Raw genomic sequence first — 21,629 nt, forward strand, 5'->3', positions numbered from 1 at the left:
AAAATCATAGAAGCCAAAAACTCAGGAATGAACCTAAACGAAAATTTTAAAAAAATTGATAAATGAGATACTTTACTATAGATGAATCCATTGACTTAGATATGATTGGAGAATATCCGCAAGTATCTCCAACAGAGAATTGTGTATTAGGCTCTCCATTCTCCAATGAAAGACTTTCTTTTGGAGAGATTCCTAATAAAATACCTTATTTAGAATTAGAGTTTAATAAAAGGGCTAAAAAAACAGATCTATTGAGTTCTTATAATTCACACTGGGGAATTTTGATTAATAAGAAAATGAAAAGGATTATTGTAAACTTTAATATCCCTACTTCTAAATTTTACTCTTTTATCTTATTGGAAAATAGAATAATTATAAAAGATTATTATTTATTCCGTTTTTACGATGATATTTTCCAATATATAGATATGGAGAGATCAAAATTCATACTAAAATGGAGAGATGTCATCCAAGAATTCTGTTTTACATCCAAGGAATTTTACCTAAGTAAAGATAAAAAAACTTTTGAAGATTTTGAAACAGAACTCATAATTAAAGAAGTTTACCTATTAAATTCTTTTCCAAAATATGATATATTTCATTTTGAGGGAAGAAATATTATATCCGAAAAACTATTAAACGCCTTTATAGAAAATGATATAACAGGCTATGAAGTATCAGCATATGATGTTCTGAAAACGGAATGAACGATTTAGGAGATATTCAATGGATATTTGCTAAGACAAACAATATAAGTGATCTCCAGACCTTAAAGGCAAAAGTCATAGCAGCTCTTAAAACAGCAGATGGAAAGCCTATTGAAGAGTTGGAAAAGTTGTTTGTGAAGCCAAGTGTCTTTACTGAAAAAATATCAGGTTGGTTAGAAGGAAGTAAAGTTTCTTCAGAAATCTTTTTGCAATGGTTATATAAGTTGGAAAATTTTTAAAAAAATATTTGAAATAGTAGATTAGTTATTTTTAAAAATAAAGAAGATAAAAAATATGGAGAAATTACTAAACAGATGGTTTTGTTATACATTAGTGCTGTTATGTAGCACAATGTATGCACAACCTTGTACTTTTGAGAATGTTGTAAACGAAATAATGTATCTTAAATAAATAATTTGTTTTTATACCTAAAAAGATGAGATATTACATAGGAGGTTTTGTCCTCACTCTGCTGGGCTTTATGAGCTGTTCCCAGCCTACTAAGAATACTCCAGAAGCAGCTGTAGAAGGGTTTATTACAGCTATAGAACAAAAAGAGTTCGATAAAGCAAAGCAATATGGGGATAGTACAGTACTAGTTCAGATGAACCAAATACAGGCAATGCTCAGCCAACAAGGAAATGACACTCTTTCCCCTTCCAAAAAGTTAGATTTTCAAATCATAGAGGTGACTCCCATAGGAGAGGATGCCGTGATGGTTACTTATAGTATCGCAACAGGAAATAGCTACAAACAGCTAAGAGTTAATAAAATAAATGGTGAATGGAAAGTTACCTTGCAGTCTGATAGGAACCAAAATTAAAATCCTTTTCAATAAGTCTTTCTCCATTTTCATTAGTGATATTCAGGTCTCGGATACGCACCAAGTGCTTATATTTCACAGTCCCAGCAACAGTATCTACTATCTCACGGGTTACAATGCTCACAGTTCCGCCTAGTGCTTGTATCTCAGAGGTTACTCGAGGAGAAGTTGCAGGAGGAGAAGTACAGAAGTAGGAACTAGTAGGAGGGGCATCAAAAGTACGATATAGGAGGGTGTATCCACTACCGATTTGTCCAGTAATTGAATCAGCTCTATTGGAGAGTAAGCCTGCCCGAAATTGTAGGATAAGAGCTTGTTTTTCTTGTGTCTTATAAAGAAAGGTAGTAGTTGTATCTCCTGTACAGGAATAAGCTTCTGTTCCTCTAAAGGTAATACGTTCTATACTATAATTGCCATCATTACAGGCTGTTAGTAACCCCAAAAAGAGAAAAATCCCTAGGAAAGTAGTTTTCATAGTTGAAAAATTTGGGGCAAAAATACAAAATAATATGAATAAATGAAAAAGGATTCATTTAAAAAATAATTCGTACATTTGTCCCATAAAATCAAATTCAATGGGTCTGGAGAGAAAAATCTATTTTGATAATGCCGCAACTACCCCAATACGCAAAGAGGTACAAGAAGCAATGTGTGAGGCTCTTTCTTTCTATGGGAATCCTTCTTCTACCCATCTTTTCGGACGTACTTCAAAAGCATTGATAGAGAAAGCCCGTAAGAATATAGCCAAGGAATTAGGAGCTACTTCAGCAGAAATTATATTTACTTCTGGAGGTACAGAAGCCATTAATATGATACTCAAAGGGGCGGTATGTGCCTTAGGAATTACTCAGATTATCACTTCTCCTACTGAACATCACGCAGTATTACATACCACGCAATCTATTGAGGATGAGTATGGTATACGTGTTTCTTTTGTGAAACTTACGCCTAAGGGGACTCCTGACTTGAATCATTTAGAGAAGTTACTTTCGGAGTTTCTTTCTGATGAGAAGGTGCTAGTGAGCCTAATGCAAGTGAATAATGAGATTGGCAATATCCTACCTATAGAGCGAGTAGGAAATATCTGTCGCAAGTATAACGCTTATTTTCATTGTGATACGGTACAATCTATAGGACATTTTACATTTGACCTATCACGGATCCCAGTGGATTTTATCACGGCTTCAGCTCATAAATTCTACGGACCCAAGGGAGTAGGATTTGCTTATATTCGCAAGGGAATAAATGTGAAACCACTTATCTTTGGAGGAGAGCAGGAGAGAGGCAAGCGAGCAGGAACGGAATGTATCCATAATATCGTGGGAATGGAAAAAGCTTTCCTACTAGCCTATCAGAATCTAGATAAAGAACTTACCTATATCCGTGATTTAAAATATTATTTTATACAAAAAATAAAAAAAGAACTCCCTCAAGTTCGTTTTAATGGGCAAAGTGGGAGCCTTAATGAAAGTACTTATACAATCGTGAATATATCCTTACCTGTTCCAGAGAAAAAAGCAGATATTGCACTTCTGTTTTTGGATATAAGAGGAATAGCCGTCAGCAGAGGAAGTGCTTGCCAGAGTGGTAGCGTACAGAGTTCTCATGTGCTGAGAGCTATTCTTCCTGAAGAACAATGGTATGAAGCTCACCTAAGGTTTTCTTTTTCTATCTTTAATACCAAGGAAGAAATAGACTATAGTATAGAAGTACTTAAAGAATTTTTACAGGACTAATTACCCTTAATGTGCTCAGAATATGAATCTACAAAACTTATTTCGTATCGCTTGGCGTGCTATTCTCTTGAATAAAACACGTACCTTACTGACTATGTTAGGTATTATTATTGGGGTTGGCTCGGTGATTACAATGCTTGCCATAGGAGAAGGGTCTAAGAAGAGTATCAAGGAGAATATTTCCAAAATGGGAACCAATATGCTCAATATTCGTCCAGGAGCAGGAATGTTCGGAGGGGTACGTAATAATAGTGATATGCAATCCCTTAAGATGACAGATTACCTAGCTCTAAAAAAGGAAGCTACCCTCCTTAAATATATAACTCCTGTATTCAGTGGAAATGGACAGTCCATTGCTGGGGCTAATAACTGGCCTACCTCTATCTATGGAGTAAATATGGATTACCTTTCTATACGAGAGTGGTCTGTTACAGAAGGAGCTATGTTTGGTCAGGATGAAATAGATAACTTCTCTAAAGTAGCTGTTATTGGGCAGACAATTGTTAAGAATCTATTCCCAGATGGAGATTCTCCTATTGGGCAGACAATTCGTTTTAAGAATATCCCTTTTAAGGTGATAGGCATACTTGCTGCCAAAGGAGAAAGTAATTTTGGGCAAGACCAAGATGATATCATCATTGCTCCTTATACCACCGTACAGAAACGTATCCTTGCACAGAACTATCTCCAATCTATTGTAGCTTCTGCTATCAATGAAAATGAAGCAGAAAACGCTGTGAATCAGGTAAAAAAAATACTCGAGCGCACTCATAATATTGCTGCCGACCAGGAGAATAATTTTAATGTTTTTTCTCAGCAAGAGCTTATTTCTACATTCTCTTCCACCTCGGAGATGCTTACTGTACTATTGGTAGCAATAGCTAGTATCTCCTTGATTGTTGGAGGTATAGGAATTATGAATATTATGTATGTATCTGTTAAGGAACGTACCAAGGAAATAGGTTTACGAATGGCAATTGGTGCCAAAGGAAAAGACATTCTGGCACAATTCTTGATAGAGTCGGTACTGATTAGTATTACAGGAGGTATAGTAGGAGTAGTACTAGGGCTTTTGGCTACCTATGTGGTAAAGGTGTTCATCGGCTGGCCTGTAAGTATTACTTTTTATTCTATTGTATTGTCTTTCTTGGTTTGTACTATTACAGGAGTATTCTTTGGGTGGTATCCAGCCCGTAAGGCATCAGACTTGGAGCCTATTACAGCATTAAGATATGAATAGACTTTAATAACTAAATGATGAAAAAGATGGATTTAGCAACCTATAAAGAAATTTTTACAGAAGACGATGCTGTAGGATGGGAGGCTATAGATAAGTCCTTAGAATCTCTTTACCCCAATCAAGAGGCTGATCATTATGTACCAGACCTTCCAGCATCATTAGGAGGAAGTTCTTACTTGGATGGAGTGAGTGTCTATCAGAGTAATGAGCAGGAGCCTCATTTTCACTTTATTACTTATGGTTTTTCTGAGCTATATTATAATGAAGAGGCTGTAGGAGAGGATTATAGTGGTTTTGGCTTTGAGATTACTTTTCGCCTTAAGAAATCAGGAGACGAGAGTGTAGGTTGGGCAATTAATTTTCTGCAAAACATAGCTAAGTATGTCTTTACTTCAGGGAATTATTTTGAGCCTTTTCACGTATTTCCTGCTAATAGCCCTATACGTTTAGGCTATGACACTGAGATTACGGCTGTAGCTTTTGTTCAGGATCCGGCATTGGGAGAGATAAATACTCCCCACGGAAAAGTTCAGTTCTTGCAAGCTGTAGGAATTACTGCTGAAGAACTAAAAACTATCAGAACCCATTTTTCTATTGAAAAAGTAGAAGAACTTATTGAGGGATTGAGAAAAAATAATCCGCTTCTGATCACGGATTTAGATAGAAAATAATTGATAATTAGTTAATTGTTGAAATTTCGAATATGACTAATGAAGAGCGATATGATAATATTCGCCGTATGGGAGAGATACTCAGCCAAGTAGAACAGACTCTTACGAAAGCTGAAGCTCTTCTCGAAGAGTGGAAGGCTTTACAGCCTAATTTTGAGGCTTTGGTAGCCTACTATGATAGTCCTCAGTGGCGGAAAGATTACTTTGATAGTAATGACGGAAAAATCCCTGATGAGGTGCCTCAATGGGTACTTACTCAGGATGCTATCTTTGATGCTATTGGAACTGAGTTCGATATAGCGGATGGCTATAAGGAACTTATAGAGTCTATAGATAATAAAAAATGGAAAAAATAAAACTAAATAGTATGAGTAAAATTAAATTAATGTTCCTTATGATAAGCCTTCTTCTGGTACAGGCTTGTGCCAATCAGCCTACATCCAATAATCCTGAAGTGCCTCAGGCTGAAGCTTCTATAACTCCTAAATTTCCTGATTCCCGATTAGAAGGACAATGGAAGATTTATCATATAAAAGGGGTAAAACTCCTTAAGAATACCCAAACCATTTATCTGAATATAGATTTACAGAAGAAAAGCATTTCAGGAAATGATAGTTGTAATAACTTTACAGGTTTAATTTCTTTAATAACGGATACACAACTTACTTTTGGAGAGATAGCCTCCACCTTAAGGCTTTGTCCTGAGATAGAATATAGTAGTGTTTTCCTTACAGCCTTGCAGGAAACAACTTCTTATAAAATAGAAGACGAAAAGTTACAATTGTTTAATCAAGAGGGAGAAGAAGTTCTTACTTTTCTTAAGTAAATTCTTGAAGACAAAACTTTATTAAATATAAGAAATATGAAAAGACTACTATTGGGACTACTATCAGTCATTTCTGTGCCTCTTTGGGCACAGAAACCCACCTTTACAGAAGCCAAAGTGAAGCAAGCAACTGTTTATTTTAGAGGTGTAGAACTCACTCATACCGCTTCGGCTATGATTCCCAAGGGAACGAGTGAATTAGTTATTAAAAATGTGGCTAATAACCTTTCTGAAGAAACGATTCGTGTATTGGCTCCTTCAAATGTAACAGTTCTTTCAGCTCAGTTTACTAACCGTTATTTGAATGAATATGAGCTAGATAAGGAATCTCCTATGGTCAAAAGAGTTCAGGATAGCCTTGAACTTCTGGGAGGACAACTTAAGAAAATCCAGAATCAGCGAGAGTCCGAGGAGAAAACAATTCGCTTACTGGATGATAATCGTGTAATAGGAGGTGAGCAAACAGGAGTTAATTTTGCCGACCTTTCGAAAATAGTGGATTATTATGCCACTAAGCGTACCGATTTGCTTAATAGCGTTGATCAATTACGTAAAAAAGAGGATGCTCTTAAGAAAACCATAGACAAACTCACAGCAAGGATAGAAGTAAGTACTGCTGAGAAAGAAAAAATTTCTGATGGGAAGATCATTCTACAGTTGATGTCTCCAGTAGCACAGAAGGCAGATTTTTCAGTAAGCTATATTTCCAATTCGGCTACTTGGCATCCTTTTTATGAACTTCGTTCAGAAAAGCTTTCTGATCCTATTCAACTACTCTATAAAGCACAAATCTCCCAAACAACAGGGCTAGACTGGAAAGCGATTAGGTTGTCTCTCTCTAGTGGGAATCCTAACTTTAATAATCAATTCCCAATCTTGCAGTCTTGGCATATCTATTTGGGAGAGTTGGGAGAGTTGAGTACGAGAACCCGTAACTATGCTTTTGAAGCAACAGCTTATAATAGGGCTCCTATGCCACAAGCCAAAATGATTTTAGCAGATGCTAAATTGGAGGAATCAACTCTATCACAATACACTACATCTTCTGAAAACCAGTTGAATGTCTCTTTTGATATTGATGTTCCTTATGATATTCTTGCCAATGGCAAAGCTCATAGTGTTTCCTTACAAGAACTGCACCTAAAGGCGGATTATAAATATTATACGGCTCCTCGTGTGGATAAGGAAGTCTATTTAGTAGCTTCTGTAGAAGATTATTCCAAATATAACCTCTTAGCAGGAGAAGCAAATATCGTATTTGAGGGATTATATGTGGGAAAAACCTATATAGACCCTAACCAAACTTCGGAAACCCTTAATCTTACAATGGGAAATGATAAAAAAATCAGTGTAAAGAGAGAAAAGGTAGTGGAAAAATCACAAACGAAGTTTATTTCAGGTAGTAAGGAGCAAATTTTTACCTATGATATTACCCTTCGTAATAATAAGAAAGAAAAAATAGACTTGGTTTTGAAAGACCAGTATCCTGTAGGAATTGAAAAATCTATAGAAATAGAGCTTTTGGAAGCGTCAAAAGCCTCTGTAGATGAACAAACCCACATTCTCACTTGGGATATTTCCCTAAAGCCCAACGAAACCAAGACTTTCCGTATAAGTTATAAGCTAAAATACCCTAAGGATAAAGTGATAGAGAATTTTTAATATATTTTCTCATCTATATAAGATTTTATTCTTGTATAGATGAGAAATATTTTACCAAAATTTCAAAAAAAGGATCACAAAGGCACTGATAAAAGTCGCCAGCAGTACGCCTTTGGCTCTGAGATCATAGCTCATACGGATAAATAGGAAAAAAGCAACTAAGTTCAGGATTGCTCCGAGTCCTATAATAGCTCCTAGTGTTCCCTCTTCATAGGCAAAGGTAAGAGTTGCTTCTATATCAGTAGGGAAAAAGAAGATAAGCCACCAGAGGAATATTCCGAATATGTTGGCAATGAGACCTACGGCAAAGCCAATAGCGATTTCTTTACGTCTGTATTTTTTCATTTGAAAATCCATTTATTAAGAGGTTCTATAGAAGGGTAGTGAGTAAGGTCTGCTTGTGTAGGAACTACAGAGATATAGCCATTCTTCAGTGCCCATAGGTCAGTATCAGTACCATCATCTTCGCTAATAAATTTTCCTGTAAGCCAGTAGTAATCACGTCCTTGAGGGTTTGTACGTCGGTCGAACTCTTCTTCCCATCGGGCACGTGCCTGCCTACATATCTTGATTCCTTTAATTTCTTCCTTAAGGAGCTTAGGAATATTCACATTAAGCACTACGCCTCTGGGAAGTCCGTTATTAAGTACATTCAGAGAAATTTCCCGAACAAAATCTGTACATTGCGAGAAGTCAGCATCCCAGTTCATATCCAGTAGTGAAAATCCTATGGCAGGAATGCCTCCAATTCCTGCTTCTACAGCAGCACTCATTGTTCCAGAGTAAATAACATTGATGGAGGAATTGGCACCGTGATTGATACCACTCACACAAAGATCTGGGGTACGGTCAAGAATCTCGTGCTTTGCAATCTTTACACAGTCCACAGGTGTTCCGCTACAGCGGTATTCTACAGCTGCTCCGCTATTGGTATGTACTCGCTCACAGAATAGGGAAGAGGTAGTGGTAATAGCGTGTCCCATTCCGCTTTGAGGGGCATCAGGAGCAACTACAACTACTTCTCCTAAGGTATTCATTACCTGAATAAGAGTACGGATTCCAGGAGCAGTAATTCCATCATCATTGGTGATAAGAATCAAAGGTTTTTTCATTCGAATTACTTAATAAATTTTGGACAAAAGTACAAAAATAAAACAAACTGTAAATAAATTTTTTAATCAAATGAATAACTTTTTTATTCTATAAATACATAATGGGTTAAATATTGACTTTTTAACAGAAGAGACTATCCCCGAAAGGATAGTCTTTTCTTTTGTGGAAAATCTATTTGAAAATAGTTTTTTATTCTCAAAAATAAGTAGTATTTTTGCTCTCAAAAACAAATTTAATGAAGAAAATAATAGCTTCTTTTGTATTATGGATTACAGGCTGGAAAATTAAGTTGGAAGGAGATTTTCATAACCTAGACCGCTGTATTCTAGTTGTGGCTCCTCATACCTCAAATTGGGAATTTGTACTAGGGATTTTAGCCTATTGGAAGTTTGGAAAGCCTCTTAAGCTTATTATAAAAGATGCTCATACCAAAGCTTGGTATGGTGGGCTTATCCGTAAGTTGGGAGGAATAGGTATTGACCGATCCCAACGCAATAACCTAGTTGCTTTTGTTACAAATCTTTTTCAGAAGGAGAGTTTTAGCTTGGTAATAACTCCTGAAGGGACTCGTTCTAAGGTGAGTAAGTGGCGAATGGGCTTTTATCATATGGCATTAGGAGCTCAAGTCCCTATTGTTCTAGGAGCAGGTGATTTCAAGGATAAGATTATTTATATAGGGAAAAAAATCAGTTTGGAAGACCTCCAAGAACGCTCACAGGAAAGCATTATGGAGGAACTTCAGAACTATTACAAAAAGATTACTCCTAAGTATCCAGAGCAGTGGAATCCTAAAATTTATTAGGAAAAATTGTTAGGATTCTAGGAGCTTTTTTGCCTCTTCAAGTTGTTGATACCAATCATTTCCGAACTTTCGGATGAGAGCTTCTTTGACAAATTTATAGATAGGAACTTGTAGTTCTCTCCCTAGAGTACAGGCATCCTTACAGATGTCCCAACGGTCATAATTTACGGCTGTGAAGGAGGTGTATTTTTTTAGCCGGATAGGATATAGATGGCAGGAAATAGGCTTTTTCCAGCTGATTTTTCCTTCATTATAAGCTTGTTCTATACCACAGAATACAATTCCTTTTTCATTACGAATTACGTAAGCACATTCTCCTCCATTAATAAGGGGGGTCTCCCATTCTCCATCAGTACCGCGGATAGCAGTTCCTTGTACCTCAATAGCTTTCCTACCTAAAGAGCTTAGGTAGGGAGCTACTTTATGGTATATCTGTTCAAGAATTTCTACTTCATCGTCTTCTACAGGAGCTCCTGCGTCACCTTCTACACAACAGGCTCCTTTACAAGCATTGAGGTTACAAACAAAATTATTTTCTAGTATCTCCTCGGAGATAATTGTATCATCAATTTGAATCATAAATATTGAAATTAATTATAAAAAGAATCTTATTTCGTGAAAAATTTGTATTTTTGCCACAAATAATAAAGAAATGGTAATAGTTACTTTGCAAAGAGACAAATGTATAGGTTGTAATTATTGTGTAGAGATGGCACCAGAACAATTCCAAATGAGTAAAAAAGATGGGAAAAGCGTGCTACTCCATTCAAAGGAAAAGAAAGGTTTTTTCACTTTGAAATCTCACGATGATAGCATCCTTGAAGCTTGTGAGAATGCTCAAAAGGCTTGCCCTGTGAAAATTATTACTACCAAGCAGGTATAAGCTATACTACTTCAGCTACCACAAAAGTACTCCCTCCTACATAGATAAAATCACTTTCTTGAGCCTCTTCCTGAGCCTTTGCGAGTGCTTCTTTCACTGAGCAAAAACTAATTCCTTTAAGTCCAAAATTGCTGGCTTTTTCTTCAAGAAGCTTCACAGGGAGTCCTCGATCTATTTTAGGCGAACAAAAATAATATACAGCCTCCTTAGGGAACATAGGCAGGATACTTTCTAAATCCTTTTCCTTAACAAATCCAATGACCATACGTAAGGTGCTGAAAGACTCTTCTCTTAATTGAGTAAATATTTCTGTGAATCCGTGTGCATTGTGGGCTGTATCACATACTATTTTAGGAGAAGTTCCTAATACTTGCCAGCGACCCATAAGGTGGGTATTATTTACAATATGGGAGAGTCCTGCTTTTATATTTTCTTCGGAAATTTTCCAACCTTTTTCCTGTAAAATGCGGAGGGTCTGAACAATACCTTTAATATTTTTACTCTGATAATGACCCTTTAAGTCCATAGAAAAAGGAGCTTCTATCAGATGAGCAAAGAATAGAGGAGCTTCCCTCTCCTGTGCAATTTGTTCGAATACAGGAGCTGTTTCTTTATGGTATTCACTGATAACAATAGGAGTTTTGGGCTTAATAATTCCAGCTTTCTCCTGGGCAATTTCAGCTAGTGTATTCCCTAGTATTTCAGTATGGTCTTTTCCAATATTGGTAATAAGAGATACAATAGGAGAGATGATATTGGTAGAGTCCAATCGCCCTCCTAATCCTACTTCTATAATCGCAATAGCCACTTTTTGCTTTGAAAAGTAATCAAAAGCCATCGCCACACTTACTTCAAAAAAAGAAAATGAATGAGCCTCGAGAAAGTCTTTATTTTTTTCTACAAAAGCAATAACATCCTCTTGAGAAATATCCTTTCCATTGATTTTGATGCGCTCCCTAAAGTCTTTTAGGTGAGGAGAGGTATAAAGCCCTACTTTATAACCAGCTTCTTGTAAGACAGAGGCAATGGCGTGAGAGGAAGACCCTTTGCCATTGGTACCTGCTATATGTACAGAAGGAAATTGTTCTTGAGGACTCCCCAGATGCTCACATAGCATAAGAATATTATCTAGTTTGGGGCGAAAAGCAGAGTTTCCTTTTTCTTGATACATAGGTAGGTGTGCCCAAAGCCAATCAAGTGTTTCTGAATAGGTCATCTAGTGTATATAATAATTTTCAATATTTTCAATACGAACACTCTCGGGGACTAATAAGGTATAATCTCCACGATTACGAATCACATCTCTTACAATAGAAGAGGAAATATGAGAGGTTTTTACAGCAGTAAGTAGGAAAATAGTCTCTACTCCCCCCAAATCACGGTTGGTGTGAGCAATAGCGCGTTCAAACTCAAAATCAGCAGGGTTTCTTAGTCCTCTTAGGATAAATTCAGTGTCCATTTTCTTGCAAAAATCAACAGTGAGCCCTTGATAGCTGACTACTTTTATCTTTTTTTCGTGAGCAAAAGCTTTTTCAATAAAAGCTTTTCGTTCTTCCACTGAGAACATATAGCGTTTGTCAGCATTTTCTCCTACAGCTACAATAATTTCGTCAAAAAGTGCTGTAGCCCGTTGGATAATATCATAATGACCAAGGGTAATAGGGTCAAAAGATCCCGGGAAGAGTGCTTTCTTCATACAAATATTTTTCAGGGGGCAAAATTACAAAAAAGAAATGGATAAATAGCTTATTTTTTTCTTGGATATCACTAAAAAAAACATTTACTTTGCATAAAATTTTAAGATGAAACGACTTGTTATTTTTGCCTCAGGGAATGGTTCCAATGCAGAGCGTGTGATTACTTATTTTAGAGAAAATAAGCTAGCTGAGGTTGTACTAATTCTCACTAATAATCCCAAAGCAGGGGTTATCGACCGTGCCAAACGCTTATCTGTTCCTTGTGAAATATTTGATAGAAAAGCTTTCTATGAGTCAGACCAAGTACTTACTAGGGTACAAGATGCTCAACCAGATCTAATTATTCTAGCAGGATTTCTCTGGAAATGTCCATCTTCTCTTATAGCACATTTTCCTGATCAAATTATTAATATACATCCTTCTTTACTTCCTAAATATGGAGGAAAAGGAATGTATGGATTACACGTGCATGAGGCTGTGATTGCCAATCGGGAGAAAGAAAGTGGGATTACAATTCATTACATCAATGAGCATTATGACCAAGGAGCTGTTATCCGTCAAGAAAAGACAATTGTAAGTCCTACGGATACTCCTGATAGCCTTGCTCAGAAAGTTCACGCACTAGAATACCAATATTTTCCTATAGTTATTGAGCAATTACTTCAGAAAGTCTGAACTACGCTTCCTCTTCTTCATAAAAGCTAAAGAAGCTAAAGGAAGTTCCTCCATACTTGCGAACTTGTTCAAAATACGGGTGTTCTTCCATAGAAATTTTAGAGGAGTGTTCAATAATCAGTAAGCCTTCATCATTAAGGAGTTCTCTCTCAAAAACAAGGCTAACAATGCGTTCTAGGTCTTCTGGGGCGATTTCGTAAGGAGGATCTGCAAAGATAATATCGAACTTGCGGAGTGTCTTTTCTAAGTAACCGAAGACATCTCCTTTAACCACCTCAATAGGATAAGAAAGAGATTCGGCTGTCTTAGAAATGTATTGAACACATCCTGAATGGCTATCTACAGCAGTGATATCCTGACAGCCTCTACTGCCAAATTCGTAACAGATATTCCCTGTTCCAGCAAATAAGTCTAGAACAGATATACTGTCAAAATAGTAAGAATTATTCAGAATATTGAAAAGAGATTCTTTTGCAAAGTCCGTTGTAGGGCGGACGGGGAGTTGCTTGGGAGCAATGAGTTGCTTTCCCCGATGAGTACCAGAAATAATACGCATATACTTGAAAATAATGCGCAAAAATACAGATTTTATAGTAATAAAAAAAGTTTAAATTGAAAATAATATATATAGAATCCCTTCAGGAGAAGCCCATTTCTCTTTATATAAAACCAGATACCGCAATTCATAATAAGGAATTACCCTTGTATCTTCCTGATTTTACAGCAGAGGTAAGGGCTAATATTGTGATAATGGTAAAAATAACCAAACAAGGAAAATGCATCTCTGAGAAGTTTGCCCATAAGTATTACGAACAATTTACTATAGGGCTGAACTTAATAGCCTATGACCTCCAGAAAATGCTTAGAGAACGAGGGCTCCCCTGGGAACAGAGTGTAGCATTTGATAGTTCAATGGTAGTGGGGGAGTTCTTGCCGTTATCTTTTTTAGAAAAAACTTATATTTTTACACAGAATGGCACGGTTTTTGATACTGGTAAGTTGTTGCAAGCATCAGAACAATTGTCTTCAATGTTGGCATATGCCTCTCAATACTTCACATTCCGTACAGGAGATTTACTTGCTTTACCTTTAACAACAATGTCTTATCTTCTTGAAAAAGAGACTTCTTTGGAAGGGAAGCTTCAAGAAAAAGAACTTTTTTCAGTAATGATAAAATAAGGCGATTTGTATCTTTAGAGGAAATAAAATAATAGACTGCTTTGATATACAAAGCAGTCTATTAAGACTCTAAGAGTTAAATACTTATTCTACAACAAGTACTCCCTTCATCATTGCATAGTGCCCTGGGAAAGAACAAATATAGTCATAAGTACCAGCCTCAGGAGCTTTGAAAGAGATAACATCTTTCTCTCCTCCTCCAATAAGCTTGGTATGAGCAATAACATCAGCTCCTCCATTAGGAATATAGTCAGTAGCAGCAGCGTCCATAGCAGCTTCTGCGAAAGCAGCTACATCAGTTCCTTTTTTCAAGAGAACAAAGTTATGTCCCATTACATTTTTTGCCATAGAACCATTATGAACTAGAGTAAGATTGATGGTTTGTCCGGCTTTTGCTTTGATTTCCTTAACAGAGAAAGTCATCTGGTCAGTACCCTCTATGGTAACATTTACAGCCTCAGCATCTTGGCTAGCAGAAGCCTCTGTAGCAGGAGCTTGTTGCTCAGTGGTTTGTGCAGTTTCTTCAGTTTTCTTGTTATCTCCACAGGAGGCAACCATTAAGGCTAGGGAAGCCATTAGGAATAATGTTTTTTTCATTTTGGTATTATTTAAATGATGAATATGTGGGCAAAAGTACAAATAAAAATCTGAAAGTACAAATTTTATTTAGAATCTTTTTAATTAAGGTGTAAAAGGTCTTTTTCTATTGTATTTTCTAAAGGATTAATATCCTGTATAGTAGTTATAATCCTTGAGGAATTGTTGGATAAAATCAGAAATTTTCATATCAGGGGTAGGTTCTCGCTTACTGATTTGAGTAATTTTATCTGATAGTCGATTCAGAAGAGGTTGATTATTCTTTTTGACCCCCTCATTAAAGTAGTTTTTGATGGTTTGCACATCATTGTCCGAAAAAAGAAGAGCTTCTGTTTTAGTGAAAAGAGGCTGATAGGTATAAGACAGTTCTTCCAAGATGGTATGAGAGATGTTCATCTTATTACGTTCTGTAATTACAGCAGTGCCCGCTGCAAAATCACCCAAGCGTTGTGAATGCTTTGAGGCAATGATAGAAATCATAGCAATAGAACCACTGAAAAGATCTATCTCTAGAAGCCCAAAAAGCCCCCTGATGAGAAAATCGGTAAAAGAAGCCTGATAACCATCAATCTTTATCACTCTGATTTTCATTATCTTTTTACCAAAAGTCTGTCCTTGCATAGCCATTTCGGCAACCATAGGATAGAAAAAAGAAGGCAAAAAGAAAATGAGAAATAAAGCCTGTTCAGCAAAAGGGTCATCTGAGAGATAAGGAACAATATAGGATAGGGCTTGATATACAATACTTCCATAGCCTCCTATGATAAGAGAATCAATCAGCCTTGCTCCCATTCGTTCTCCTACAGAGGCAGGTTCGAAAAAAAGTAAAATATTTTGTGTCGTTTTTATTTCTATTTTTGACATTTTTTTTATAATTTAGCCCCTCGTATGAGAGAAGTAGCATTTATCAAACAAAATAAGGAAAAATGGCTTGAAGTAGAAGCTATCCTCAGTGAGCAAGAGAGAATTTCTCCTGACCAGATGGCGGATAACTATATTCAGCTTTTAGGTGATTTATCCTTTTCACAGACGTATTACCCTAAGAGTAATACGACTGTTTACCTTAATTTTTTGGTGTCGCAAATATACCAAAAAATTTACAAAACCAAACGTGTTGATAAAAATAGATTTTCATTTTTTTTCACCGAGGAAGTTCCTATGTTGCTTTATAAGCATCGTAAGGTAATTTATTTTGCTTTTATACTTTTCTTTTTCTTTATGGTGATAGGGGCTTTATCGGCTCATTATCAGCCTTCTTATGCAAGAGCTACCTTAGGTGATGAATACATAAATATGACTCTGGATAATATTGAGAAAGGGGATCCGATGGCAGTGTATAAGTCGGGAGGGAATTGGAGTTCCTTTATAGCCATTACAGTAAATAATATAAGGGTTGCTTTTAATGCTTATCTTTATGCGCTTAGTGCAGGCATACTTACTTTTTTTATTGCAATGAAGAATGGGATAATGGTAGGCGTTTTCCAATATTTCTGTTACCAAGCAGGAGCTTTACAGGCAAGCCTTAGGGCTATTTGGTTGCACGGAGCGATGGAAATATTTAGTATAGTGATAGCTACAGCAGCAGGTTTTGTTTTAGCTCTTTCTGTACTGATTCCCAAAACTTTTTCGAGAATATTGTCCTTTAAAATAGGTTTTAGGGAGAGCTTTTATATATTTTTGGCGACACTACCCTTTTTCATCGCAGCGGGGTTTATTGAAGGTTTTATTACCCGTTATTATTATGATATGCCCTTAGTACTGAATATTATAATTATACTAGGAACACTTTCGGTGATTAGCTATTATTTCCTAATTTATCCCATTATAAAACACTATAAATCAAAATAAAATGAGTGAATTCGTATTCTATAAAAAGAGAAATTTTAATGCTTATATTAATGATACTTTTGCTTTTTTCAAGAAGTATGCGAGGAATTATTTCTCTAATTATTTAGCTGTTAATGGCGCAATGATTATAGCTATTACTTTGCTGTGTACCTTCACCATTATCTTTTTTGGAAAGCAGATAGAGAATGCTTCTTTTGAGGAAGTAATGATTTTTATTCTTGTTTTGGCAACACTTATCGCATTACTAATCTTGCTAATGCAAGCTTTCGTATTTGCTTATGCTCAATTAGCCGAGAAGGAGCCACTGAGGACGGATTTTACGTCTAAAGAAGTATTCTCTGTTGCAGGGACTATGCTAGGAAGGGTTTTTCTTTTTGGAGTTATTTCTGTTTTTGTTCTGTTTATTCCTTATATATTAGCGGTGATATTAGTCTCTCTAATTCCTTTATTGGGCTTCTTTGGAATAATCTTCCTCAATGCTTTGATGGTTCTTTTTTCAAATCAGTTGATGATTCTGTATGTGAAAGATGGGGAGCATTATTTTAAGTCTTTAGGCAAAGTAATAGAAATGCTTAAGCAAAAATTCTGGGAGAAATGGGGAGCTACTATCGTGATGAATATGATTATAGGAATGTTCTCTACAGTGGTAGTGATTATTCCTATTGTAATAATCGTATTTGTCTCTATATCAGGAATAAAAGGTGGTGATTTTTTTAGTTACAAGACAGGGCTTATATTCTTTGTAATGCTATTGCTTCTATTTCTTATTATTTGTATTTCATCGAATTTTCAGACATTTACTCAACTGATGATTTACTTTGGAGAAAAAGAAAATGAAAGATTGGATGATATAGACCTTATAGGAACCCATAATGAAGCAAATGTATAGAATGTATCGGAGATTTCTTTTATTTGTAATAGGCTTTTCTATGGTTTCTTCCCTTTATGCACAAGAGGAAGAGGATTATGATGAAATAAATTTGGAGGAAGTAACTGTACAGAACGTTAGAATAGATAGTCTTGTACAGAATACCCCTGCAAGTAAGGCTCCTGTAATGGCTCCTAATTTGGAGAATATCCCTCAGAAGTATTCTTCTAGTGAATTCAATTACCAAGAGGAGGAAGGTACCCGATTCTATGAGAGTATGATAGAACTTCTTTTTTCTATTTTTAGGAAGATAATGGAGCTTATTTTTGGAGGGAAAAAGAATGTTCCTAGTGCTTATGAAGCATATAGTTTTATAGGAGTAATATCCTTACTTATTGTTTTTTTCTTTATAATACGTTGGCTTATTTATGGAAAAGGACGTTGGTTCTTTGATAGGACAAAAGAAGAAATAACAGATATAGAGTATAATGAAGTGGAAAAACATATTCATCAGGTAAATTTTCAAGACCTTATACAAAGGGCTGAAAAACAGAATGATACTAGGCAAAGTATTCGTCTTCATTATCTCTGGCTTCTGAAGGTGCTTTCTGATAGAGGCGTTATAGAGTGGCATATTAGGAAGACAAATTCTGATTACGAAAGAGAACTCAAGGACTCTGCACAGAAGGCAGATTTTGTATATCTGTCCAAGGTATATAATTATATCTGGTATGGTGATTTTTCTATTAATGATATTCAATATCAGAATGCAAAGGCAGATTTCCAAAAATATATTAATGCTCAAAAGAATAAATAATGGGAAAGGCGATTCGTAATTACTTGATTATTTTGGGCTTATTGGTAGTCATTATGGCAATGACCGTCTTTTCCTCACAGAAGAAAAGCTGGGCAAAGTCTTATGATGTTGCTCAAAAAGACCCTTATGGGCTTTATATCCTTAGTGAGGAAATAGATGCTTTTTTTGATAAAAAAGTGATAAAAACACCTTTTACTCCGTATGAATATTATAAAAAGGACTCACTCAAGGGTATAAATAATTATATTTTCACCCAAAATATAGATAAAGTATCCTTAAGAAAGCTTCTCCCTAATATAAAAGAAGGGAGTAATATCTTTTTTATTGAAGAAAATCGTTATTCATCCTTGGATACACTTGAAATAGGAAGGGAAATAGCTCAAGAATACTATTATATTGAGGAGGTTTATCTGCAGCTAGCTACAGAATCTTTTGATGAGAAAATAGAAATTCCAGAGAATATGTCTCTTACACAGGCAGTTTATTTTGAAAAATTCAAAGAGGGAACTAAAGCTCTAGGATATATTTATTCAGATGGACAAAAGTATATAAATTTCATAGAGATTCCTTATGGAAAAGGAAAAATATATATACATTCTGCACCTATTTTCTTTACAAATTATTACTTAAAGGACTTTCCTGAAGTTCGTAAATATGCCTCCGCAGCCTTATCCTATCTACCTAGAGATAAGCAGACGATATGGTTTGATGAGAATTTCCGAGATAATGGAAGAGATTTGGGAGACCTTTCCTTTATAATGTCTCAGTCATCGCTAAAGATTGCGTGGAGGCTTCTGCTTGCAGGAATTATCTTATATTTATTCTTTAGAGGAAAAAGGGAACAACGTATTATTCCGGTCATAAAAAAGCCTGAGAATACTACTATAGAATTTGCTCAAAGTATTAGTTCTCTATATTATCAGGAAGGAGATCCTTCGGACTTAGTTCAGAAAAAAATCACCTATTTCTTGGATAATGTGCGGAATAGGTATTATATGGATACACAACAGATAGATGAAAAATTTGCAGAACGACTATATAATAAGTCGGGGAAAGATAAAGAACTTGTGGGAAATATTGTCAATAGTATTATTACTTTTGAGAGAACGAAAAAAGCTGATGATAAAGTACTTACAAATTTAGATAAATGGATAGAAAAATTTTGGAACTAAAAAATAACTTATGGAAGAGAATAAATTAGAATTTACCTCAAGGATTGACTTGAGTGACTTACAGAGACAAGTGACACAGGTACGCGCTGAACTTAAAAAGGTGATTGTTGGACAGGAGAAGATGATAGACTATCTTTTGGTTGCTCTCTTGAGTAACGGGCATGTTCTCTTGGAGGGAGTCCCTGGAATAGCTAAAACTATTACTGTGAAGCTCCTTTCTAAGGCACTAAATATTGGCTTCAGTCGTATTCAATTTACACCGGACTTGATGCCTTCAGATGTGCTTGGGACATCAGTTTTTGATCTTAAAAAATCAGAGTTTGAGTTCAAGAAAGGACCTATTTTCTCTAACCTTGTCCTCATTGATGAAATCAATCGTGCTCCAGCCAAAACACAGGCAGCCCTCTTTGAGGTAATGGAGGAAAGGCAGATTACGATAGATGGCTTACACTTTGCTATGCAAGCTCCATTCTTGGTAATTGCCACCCAGAACCCAATAGAACAGGAAGGAACTTATCGCCTCCCTGAAGCTCAGTTGGATAGGTTTCTTTTCAAGATTGTGATGAACTACCCTTCCTTGGCAGAAGAAATTGAAATTATTACAAGAGAACACGCCATTAAGGAGAAAGATAAAACAGCTTCTGTAGAAAAAGTGCTGGATGCAGAACACTTATTACAGTATCAGAAAATTATTAAAAATATCCTCATAGAACCTCAGCTGATAGAATATATTGCTAAGATTATCCAGAATACAAGGGAAAATAGCTTTCTATACTTAGGGGCTTCTCCTCGTGCTTCCTTGGCAATTCTCAATGCTTCTAAGGGATTTGCAGCTCTTGCAGGAAGAGATTTTGTTACCCCTGAGGATATTAAGCAAGCTGCTTATCCTGTACTAGAACATAGGGTGATTCTTTCTCCTGAAAAAGAAATGGAAGGAATTAAAATAGAGCAAATTATACAGCAAATTATAGAAAGTGTAGAAATTCCACGATGAGAAAATTATACCTACATACTTACTTCTTCATTTGGTTACTGTGCTTGATGGGGCTCTTTATAGTAGCTTTCTTCTGGGAAGCGGTATTCCCTATTGCACAAGGGATATTGTATTTGTTTTTCTTTCTCTGTTTTGTGGATTTTGTTCTTATCTTTGCTCAAAAGAAGGGAATTTCTGCCCAGCGGATATTGCCTGAAAGGCTTTCCAATAGTGATGAGAACCTTATAAGAATCTCCCTGAAGCTACATTACCCCATAGGAATGTATGTAAAGCTTATTGATGAGATACCTTTCCAATTCCAAAAGCGAGATTTTCAGTACACAATGTTTCTAAAAGTAGGGCAAGAAAAGTATTTTGAATATTACTTGCGTCCTACTGAGCGAGGAGAGTATAGCTTCGGGAAGCTTAATGCTTTTGTATATTCTCCTTTATGCTTACTGATGAAGCGTTATATCTCCTGTGAGGATGCCAAAGTGGCTACTTACCCCTCTTTTCTTCAGATGAAGAAGTATGAATTGATAGCATTTTCTCAACGTTTGTTTGATTTTGGGCTTAAAAAAATCAGAAAAATAGGGCATACAATGGAGTTTGAGCATATACGTGATTATGTGCAGGGTGATGATATGCGTACTATCAACTGGAAAGCCTCTTCCAAGCGTTCTCAGCTAATGGTTAATCAGTATCAGGATGAAAAATCACAGAATGTATATACCCTCATTGATAAAGGACGAAGTATGCAGATGCCTTTTGAAGGGCTCTCGCTTCTGGATTATGCCATAAATACCTCTCTGGCTCTTACGAATATTATTATAAAGAAGCAGGATAAAGCGGGGATATTCACTTTCTCTCAAAAAGTGGAGGATAGGGTTATTGCTGATAGAAAGAGTAACCAAATGCAACGAATAATGGAGGTTCTCTATAATATACAGACGAATTTTCTCGAAACTGATTTCAGTAGGTTATACACTGATATTAATAACAATCTTAAGCAAAGAAGTCTGTTACTTTTGTATACGAATTTTGAAACAAAGAACAGTCTTCATAGGCAATTACCTTACCTGAAAGCTATTGCCAAAAAGCATCTTTTGGTAGTTATTTTCTTCCAGAATACAGAATTAGATAGGATGATTCATAAAACTTCCCAAGATATTAAAGAAGTGTATGATAAAGTAATTGCTGAGAAATTTTCTTTTGAAAAACGACTCATCGCTCAGGAGCTGAATCGTCACGGAATTCAGTGTATTCTTACCACTCCTCAGAACCTTACCCTTCAGAGTATCAATAAATATTTGGAACTGAAGGCAAGAGCTATGATTTAA

General features: G+C 35.9%; 28 protein-coding genes. 19 read left to right on the top strand and 9 right to left on the bottom strand.

The features are described from left to right. Positions 1-62 precede the first annotated feature (62 nt). From RYK20_RS05020 to RYK20_RS05030, 3 genes are all read left to right on the top strand, one after another. Complete coding sequence (locus RYK20_RS05020) at positions 63-707, top strand: hypothetical protein (protein ID WP_314894652.1); 645 nt, start codon at positions 63-65, stop codon at positions 705-707. Then, on the top strand, positions 704-946 hold the full coding sequence (locus RYK20_RS05025; RefSeq protein ID WP_314894653.1) for a hypothetical protein: 243 nt from the start codon (positions 704-706) through the stop codon (positions 944-946). Before RYK20_RS05020 ends, RYK20_RS05025 begins: the two co-directional genes overlap by 4 nt. A 197-nt stretch (positions 947-1,143) precedes the next feature. After that, a complete protein-coding gene (locus RYK20_RS05030; protein WP_314894654.1) occupies positions 1,144-1,530 on the top strand; it encodes a DUF4878 domain-containing protein in 387 nt (128 codons plus the stop codon). On the opposite strand, the gene RYK20_RS05035 is transcribed toward RYK20_RS05030, so the two are convergent. Then, entirely contained in the window at positions 1,499-2,005 is a 507-nt protein-coding gene (locus tag RYK20_RS05035; protein ID WP_314894655.1) for a hypothetical protein, read from the bottom strand. The two genes, RYK20_RS05030 and RYK20_RS05035, sit on opposite strands and share 32 nt — an antisense overlap. A 100-nt stretch (positions 2,006-2,105) precedes the next feature. Here RYK20_RS05035 and RYK20_RS05040 point away from each other — a divergent pair, with 100 nt between their 5' ends. From RYK20_RS05040 to RYK20_RS05065, 6 genes are read left to right on the top strand one after another with little or no spacing between them, the layout of a single operon-like run. Then, a complete protein-coding gene (locus RYK20_RS05040) occupies positions 2,106-3,266 on the top strand; it encodes a cysteine desulfurase family protein (protein WP_314894656.1) in 1,161 nt (386 codons plus the stop codon). Between the two features lie 22 nt (positions 3,267-3,288). Continuing rightward, complete coding sequence (locus tag RYK20_RS05045; RefSeq protein ID WP_297978371.1) at positions 3,289-4,506, top strand: ABC transporter permease; 1,218 nt, start codon at positions 3,289-3,291, stop codon at positions 4,504-4,506. 26 nt (positions 4,507-4,532) lie between these two features. Beyond that, positions 4,533-5,177: a suppressor of fused domain protein gene (locus tag RYK20_RS05050; RefSeq protein WP_297978370.1), complete on the top strand. Its 645-nt coding sequence runs from the start codon at positions 4,533-4,535 to the stop codon at positions 5,175-5,177. Positions 5,178-5,209: 32 nt separating this feature from the next. After that, positions 5,210-5,533 carry a DUF4298 domain-containing protein gene (locus tag RYK20_RS05055; protein WP_297978369.1) on the top strand — a complete coding sequence of 108 codons (324 nt, stop codon included), beginning with the start codon at positions 5,210-5,212 and terminating at the stop codon, positions 5,531-5,533. 11 nt (positions 5,534-5,544) lie between these two features. Further along, positions 5,545-6,003, top strand: a complete 459-nt coding sequence (locus tag RYK20_RS05060; protein ID WP_297978368.1) for an META domain-containing protein — start codon at positions 5,545-5,547, stop codon at positions 6,001-6,003. Between the two features lie 36 nt (positions 6,004-6,039). After that, positions 6,040-7,665, top strand: coding sequence for a DUF4139 domain-containing protein (locus RYK20_RS05065; RefSeq protein ID WP_314894657.1), 1,626 nt, complete (start codon positions 6,040-6,042; stop codon positions 7,663-7,665). Positions 7,666-7,716: 51 nt separating this feature from the next. On the opposite strand, the gene RYK20_RS05070 is transcribed toward RYK20_RS05065, so the two are convergent. Both RYK20_RS05070 and surE read right to left on the bottom strand, forming a co-directional pair. Then, positions 7,717-8,010, bottom strand: coding sequence for a hypothetical protein (locus tag RYK20_RS05070; RefSeq protein WP_314894658.1), 294 nt, complete (start codon positions 8,008-8,010; stop codon positions 7,717-7,719). Then, on the bottom strand, positions 8,007-8,777 hold the full coding sequence (surE, locus tag RYK20_RS05075; protein WP_311456731.1) for a 5'/3'-nucleotidase SurE: 771 nt from the start codon (positions 8,775-8,777) through the stop codon (positions 8,007-8,009). Before surE ends, RYK20_RS05070 begins: the two co-directional genes overlap by 4 nt. 236 nt (positions 8,778-9,013) lie before the next feature. Between surE and RYK20_RS05080 the strand changes: the two genes are divergently transcribed. Next, positions 9,014-9,580 (top strand): 1-acyl-sn-glycerol-3-phosphate acyltransferase, encoded by a 567-nt coding sequence (locus RYK20_RS05080; RefSeq protein ID WP_297978520.1) that lies wholly within the window; start codon positions 9,014-9,016, stop codon positions 9,578-9,580. 9 nt (positions 9,581-9,589) lie between these two features. Here RYK20_RS05080 and RYK20_RS05085 read toward each other — a convergent pair whose 3' ends face one another. Then, entirely contained in the window at positions 9,590-10,159 is a 570-nt protein-coding gene (locus tag RYK20_RS05085) for a DUF3109 family protein (protein ID WP_314801657.1), read from the bottom strand. Positions 10,160-10,232: 73 nt separating this feature from the next. Between RYK20_RS05085 and RYK20_RS05090 the strand changes: the two genes are divergently transcribed. Then, positions 10,233-10,463 (top strand): ferredoxin, encoded by a 231-nt coding sequence (locus tag RYK20_RS05090; RefSeq protein ID WP_297978523.1) that lies wholly within the window; start codon positions 10,233-10,235, stop codon positions 10,461-10,463. A 1-nt stretch (position 10,464) separates the two neighbouring features. Here RYK20_RS05090 and RYK20_RS05095 read toward each other — a convergent pair whose 3' ends face one another. Further along, positions 10,465-11,679: a folylpolyglutamate synthase/dihydrofolate synthase family protein gene (locus RYK20_RS05095; protein ID WP_314894659.1), complete on the bottom strand. Its 1,215-nt coding sequence runs from the start codon at positions 11,677-11,679 to the stop codon at positions 10,465-10,467. After that, on the bottom strand, positions 11,680-12,159 hold the full coding sequence (gene coaD / locus RYK20_RS05100) for a pantetheine-phosphate adenylyltransferase (RefSeq protein ID WP_297978526.1): 480 nt from the start codon (positions 12,157-12,159) through the stop codon (positions 11,680-11,682). A 106-nt stretch (positions 12,160-12,265) separates the two neighbouring features. Between coaD and purN the strand changes: the two genes are divergently transcribed. Continuing rightward, the gene (gene purN / locus RYK20_RS05105; protein ID WP_314801653.1) at positions 12,266-12,835 is read left to right on the top strand and encodes a phosphoribosylglycinamide formyltransferase; all 570 of its coding nucleotides are present in this window, start codon (positions 12,266-12,268) and stop codon (positions 12,833-12,835) included. Position 12,836: 1 nt separating this feature from the next. Here purN and RYK20_RS05110 read toward each other — a convergent pair whose 3' ends face one another. After that, entirely contained in the window at positions 12,837-13,391 is a 555-nt protein-coding gene (locus RYK20_RS05110) for an RsmD family RNA methyltransferase (RefSeq protein ID WP_311456723.1), read from the bottom strand. Positions 13,392-13,447: 56 nt separating this feature from the next. Here RYK20_RS05110 and RYK20_RS05115 point away from each other — a divergent pair, with 56 nt between their 5' ends. Next, on the top strand, positions 13,448-14,014 hold the full coding sequence (locus RYK20_RS05115) for a fumarylacetoacetate hydrolase family protein (protein WP_314894660.1): 567 nt from the start codon (positions 13,448-13,450) through the stop codon (positions 14,012-14,014). A gap of 84 nt (positions 14,015-14,098) precedes the next feature. On the opposite strand, the gene azu is transcribed toward RYK20_RS05115, so the two are convergent. Beyond that, positions 14,099-14,611, bottom strand: coding sequence for an azurin (gene azu, locus RYK20_RS05120; protein WP_297978534.1), 513 nt, complete (start codon positions 14,609-14,611; stop codon positions 14,099-14,101). A gap of 126 nt (positions 14,612-14,737) precedes the next feature. Further along, positions 14,738-15,475 carry an RDD family protein gene (locus RYK20_RS05125; RefSeq protein WP_314894661.1) on the bottom strand — a complete coding sequence of 246 codons (738 nt, stop codon included), beginning with the start codon at positions 15,473-15,475 and terminating at the stop codon, positions 14,738-14,740. 24 nt (positions 15,476-15,499) lie between these two features. Here RYK20_RS05125 and RYK20_RS05130 point away from each other — a divergent pair, with 24 nt between their 5' ends. From RYK20_RS05130 to RYK20_RS05155, 6 genes are read left to right on the top strand one after another with little or no spacing between them, the layout of a single operon-like run. Continuing rightward, positions 15,500-16,459 (top strand): stage II sporulation protein M, encoded by a 960-nt coding sequence (locus RYK20_RS05130; protein WP_314894662.1) that lies wholly within the window; start codon positions 15,500-15,502, stop codon positions 16,457-16,459. A 1-nt stretch (position 16,460) separates the two neighbouring features. Then, positions 16,461-17,348 carry a hypothetical protein gene (locus RYK20_RS05135; RefSeq protein WP_314894663.1) on the top strand — a complete coding sequence of 296 codons (888 nt, stop codon included), beginning with the start codon at positions 16,461-16,463 and terminating at the stop codon, positions 17,346-17,348. A 1-nt stretch (position 17,349) separates the two neighbouring features. Continuing rightward, positions 17,350-18,144, top strand: coding sequence for a DUF4129 domain-containing protein (locus tag RYK20_RS05140; protein ID WP_314894664.1), 795 nt, complete (start codon positions 17,350-17,352; stop codon positions 18,142-18,144). Next, a complete protein-coding gene (locus tag RYK20_RS05145) occupies positions 18,144-19,316 on the top strand; it encodes a hypothetical protein (protein ID WP_314894665.1) in 1,173 nt (390 codons plus the stop codon). The genes RYK20_RS05140 and RYK20_RS05145 overlap by 1 nt, the downstream gene beginning before the upstream one ends. 10 nt (positions 19,317-19,326) lie before the next feature. After that, the gene (locus RYK20_RS05150) at positions 19,327-20,310 is read left to right on the top strand and encodes a MoxR family ATPase (RefSeq protein ID WP_297978543.1); all 984 of its coding nucleotides are present in this window, start codon (positions 19,327-19,329) and stop codon (positions 20,308-20,310) included. Next, positions 20,307-21,629 (top strand): DUF58 domain-containing protein, encoded by a 1,323-nt coding sequence (locus tag RYK20_RS05155; protein ID WP_314894666.1) that lies wholly within the window; start codon positions 20,307-20,309, stop codon positions 21,627-21,629. Before RYK20_RS05150 ends, RYK20_RS05155 begins: the two co-directional genes overlap by 4 nt.

The organism is uncultured Capnocytophaga sp. (genome assembly GCF_963525585.1).
Classification (GTDB): domain Bacteria; phylum Bacteroidota; class Bacteroidia; order Flavobacteriales; family Flavobacteriaceae; genus Capnocytophaga.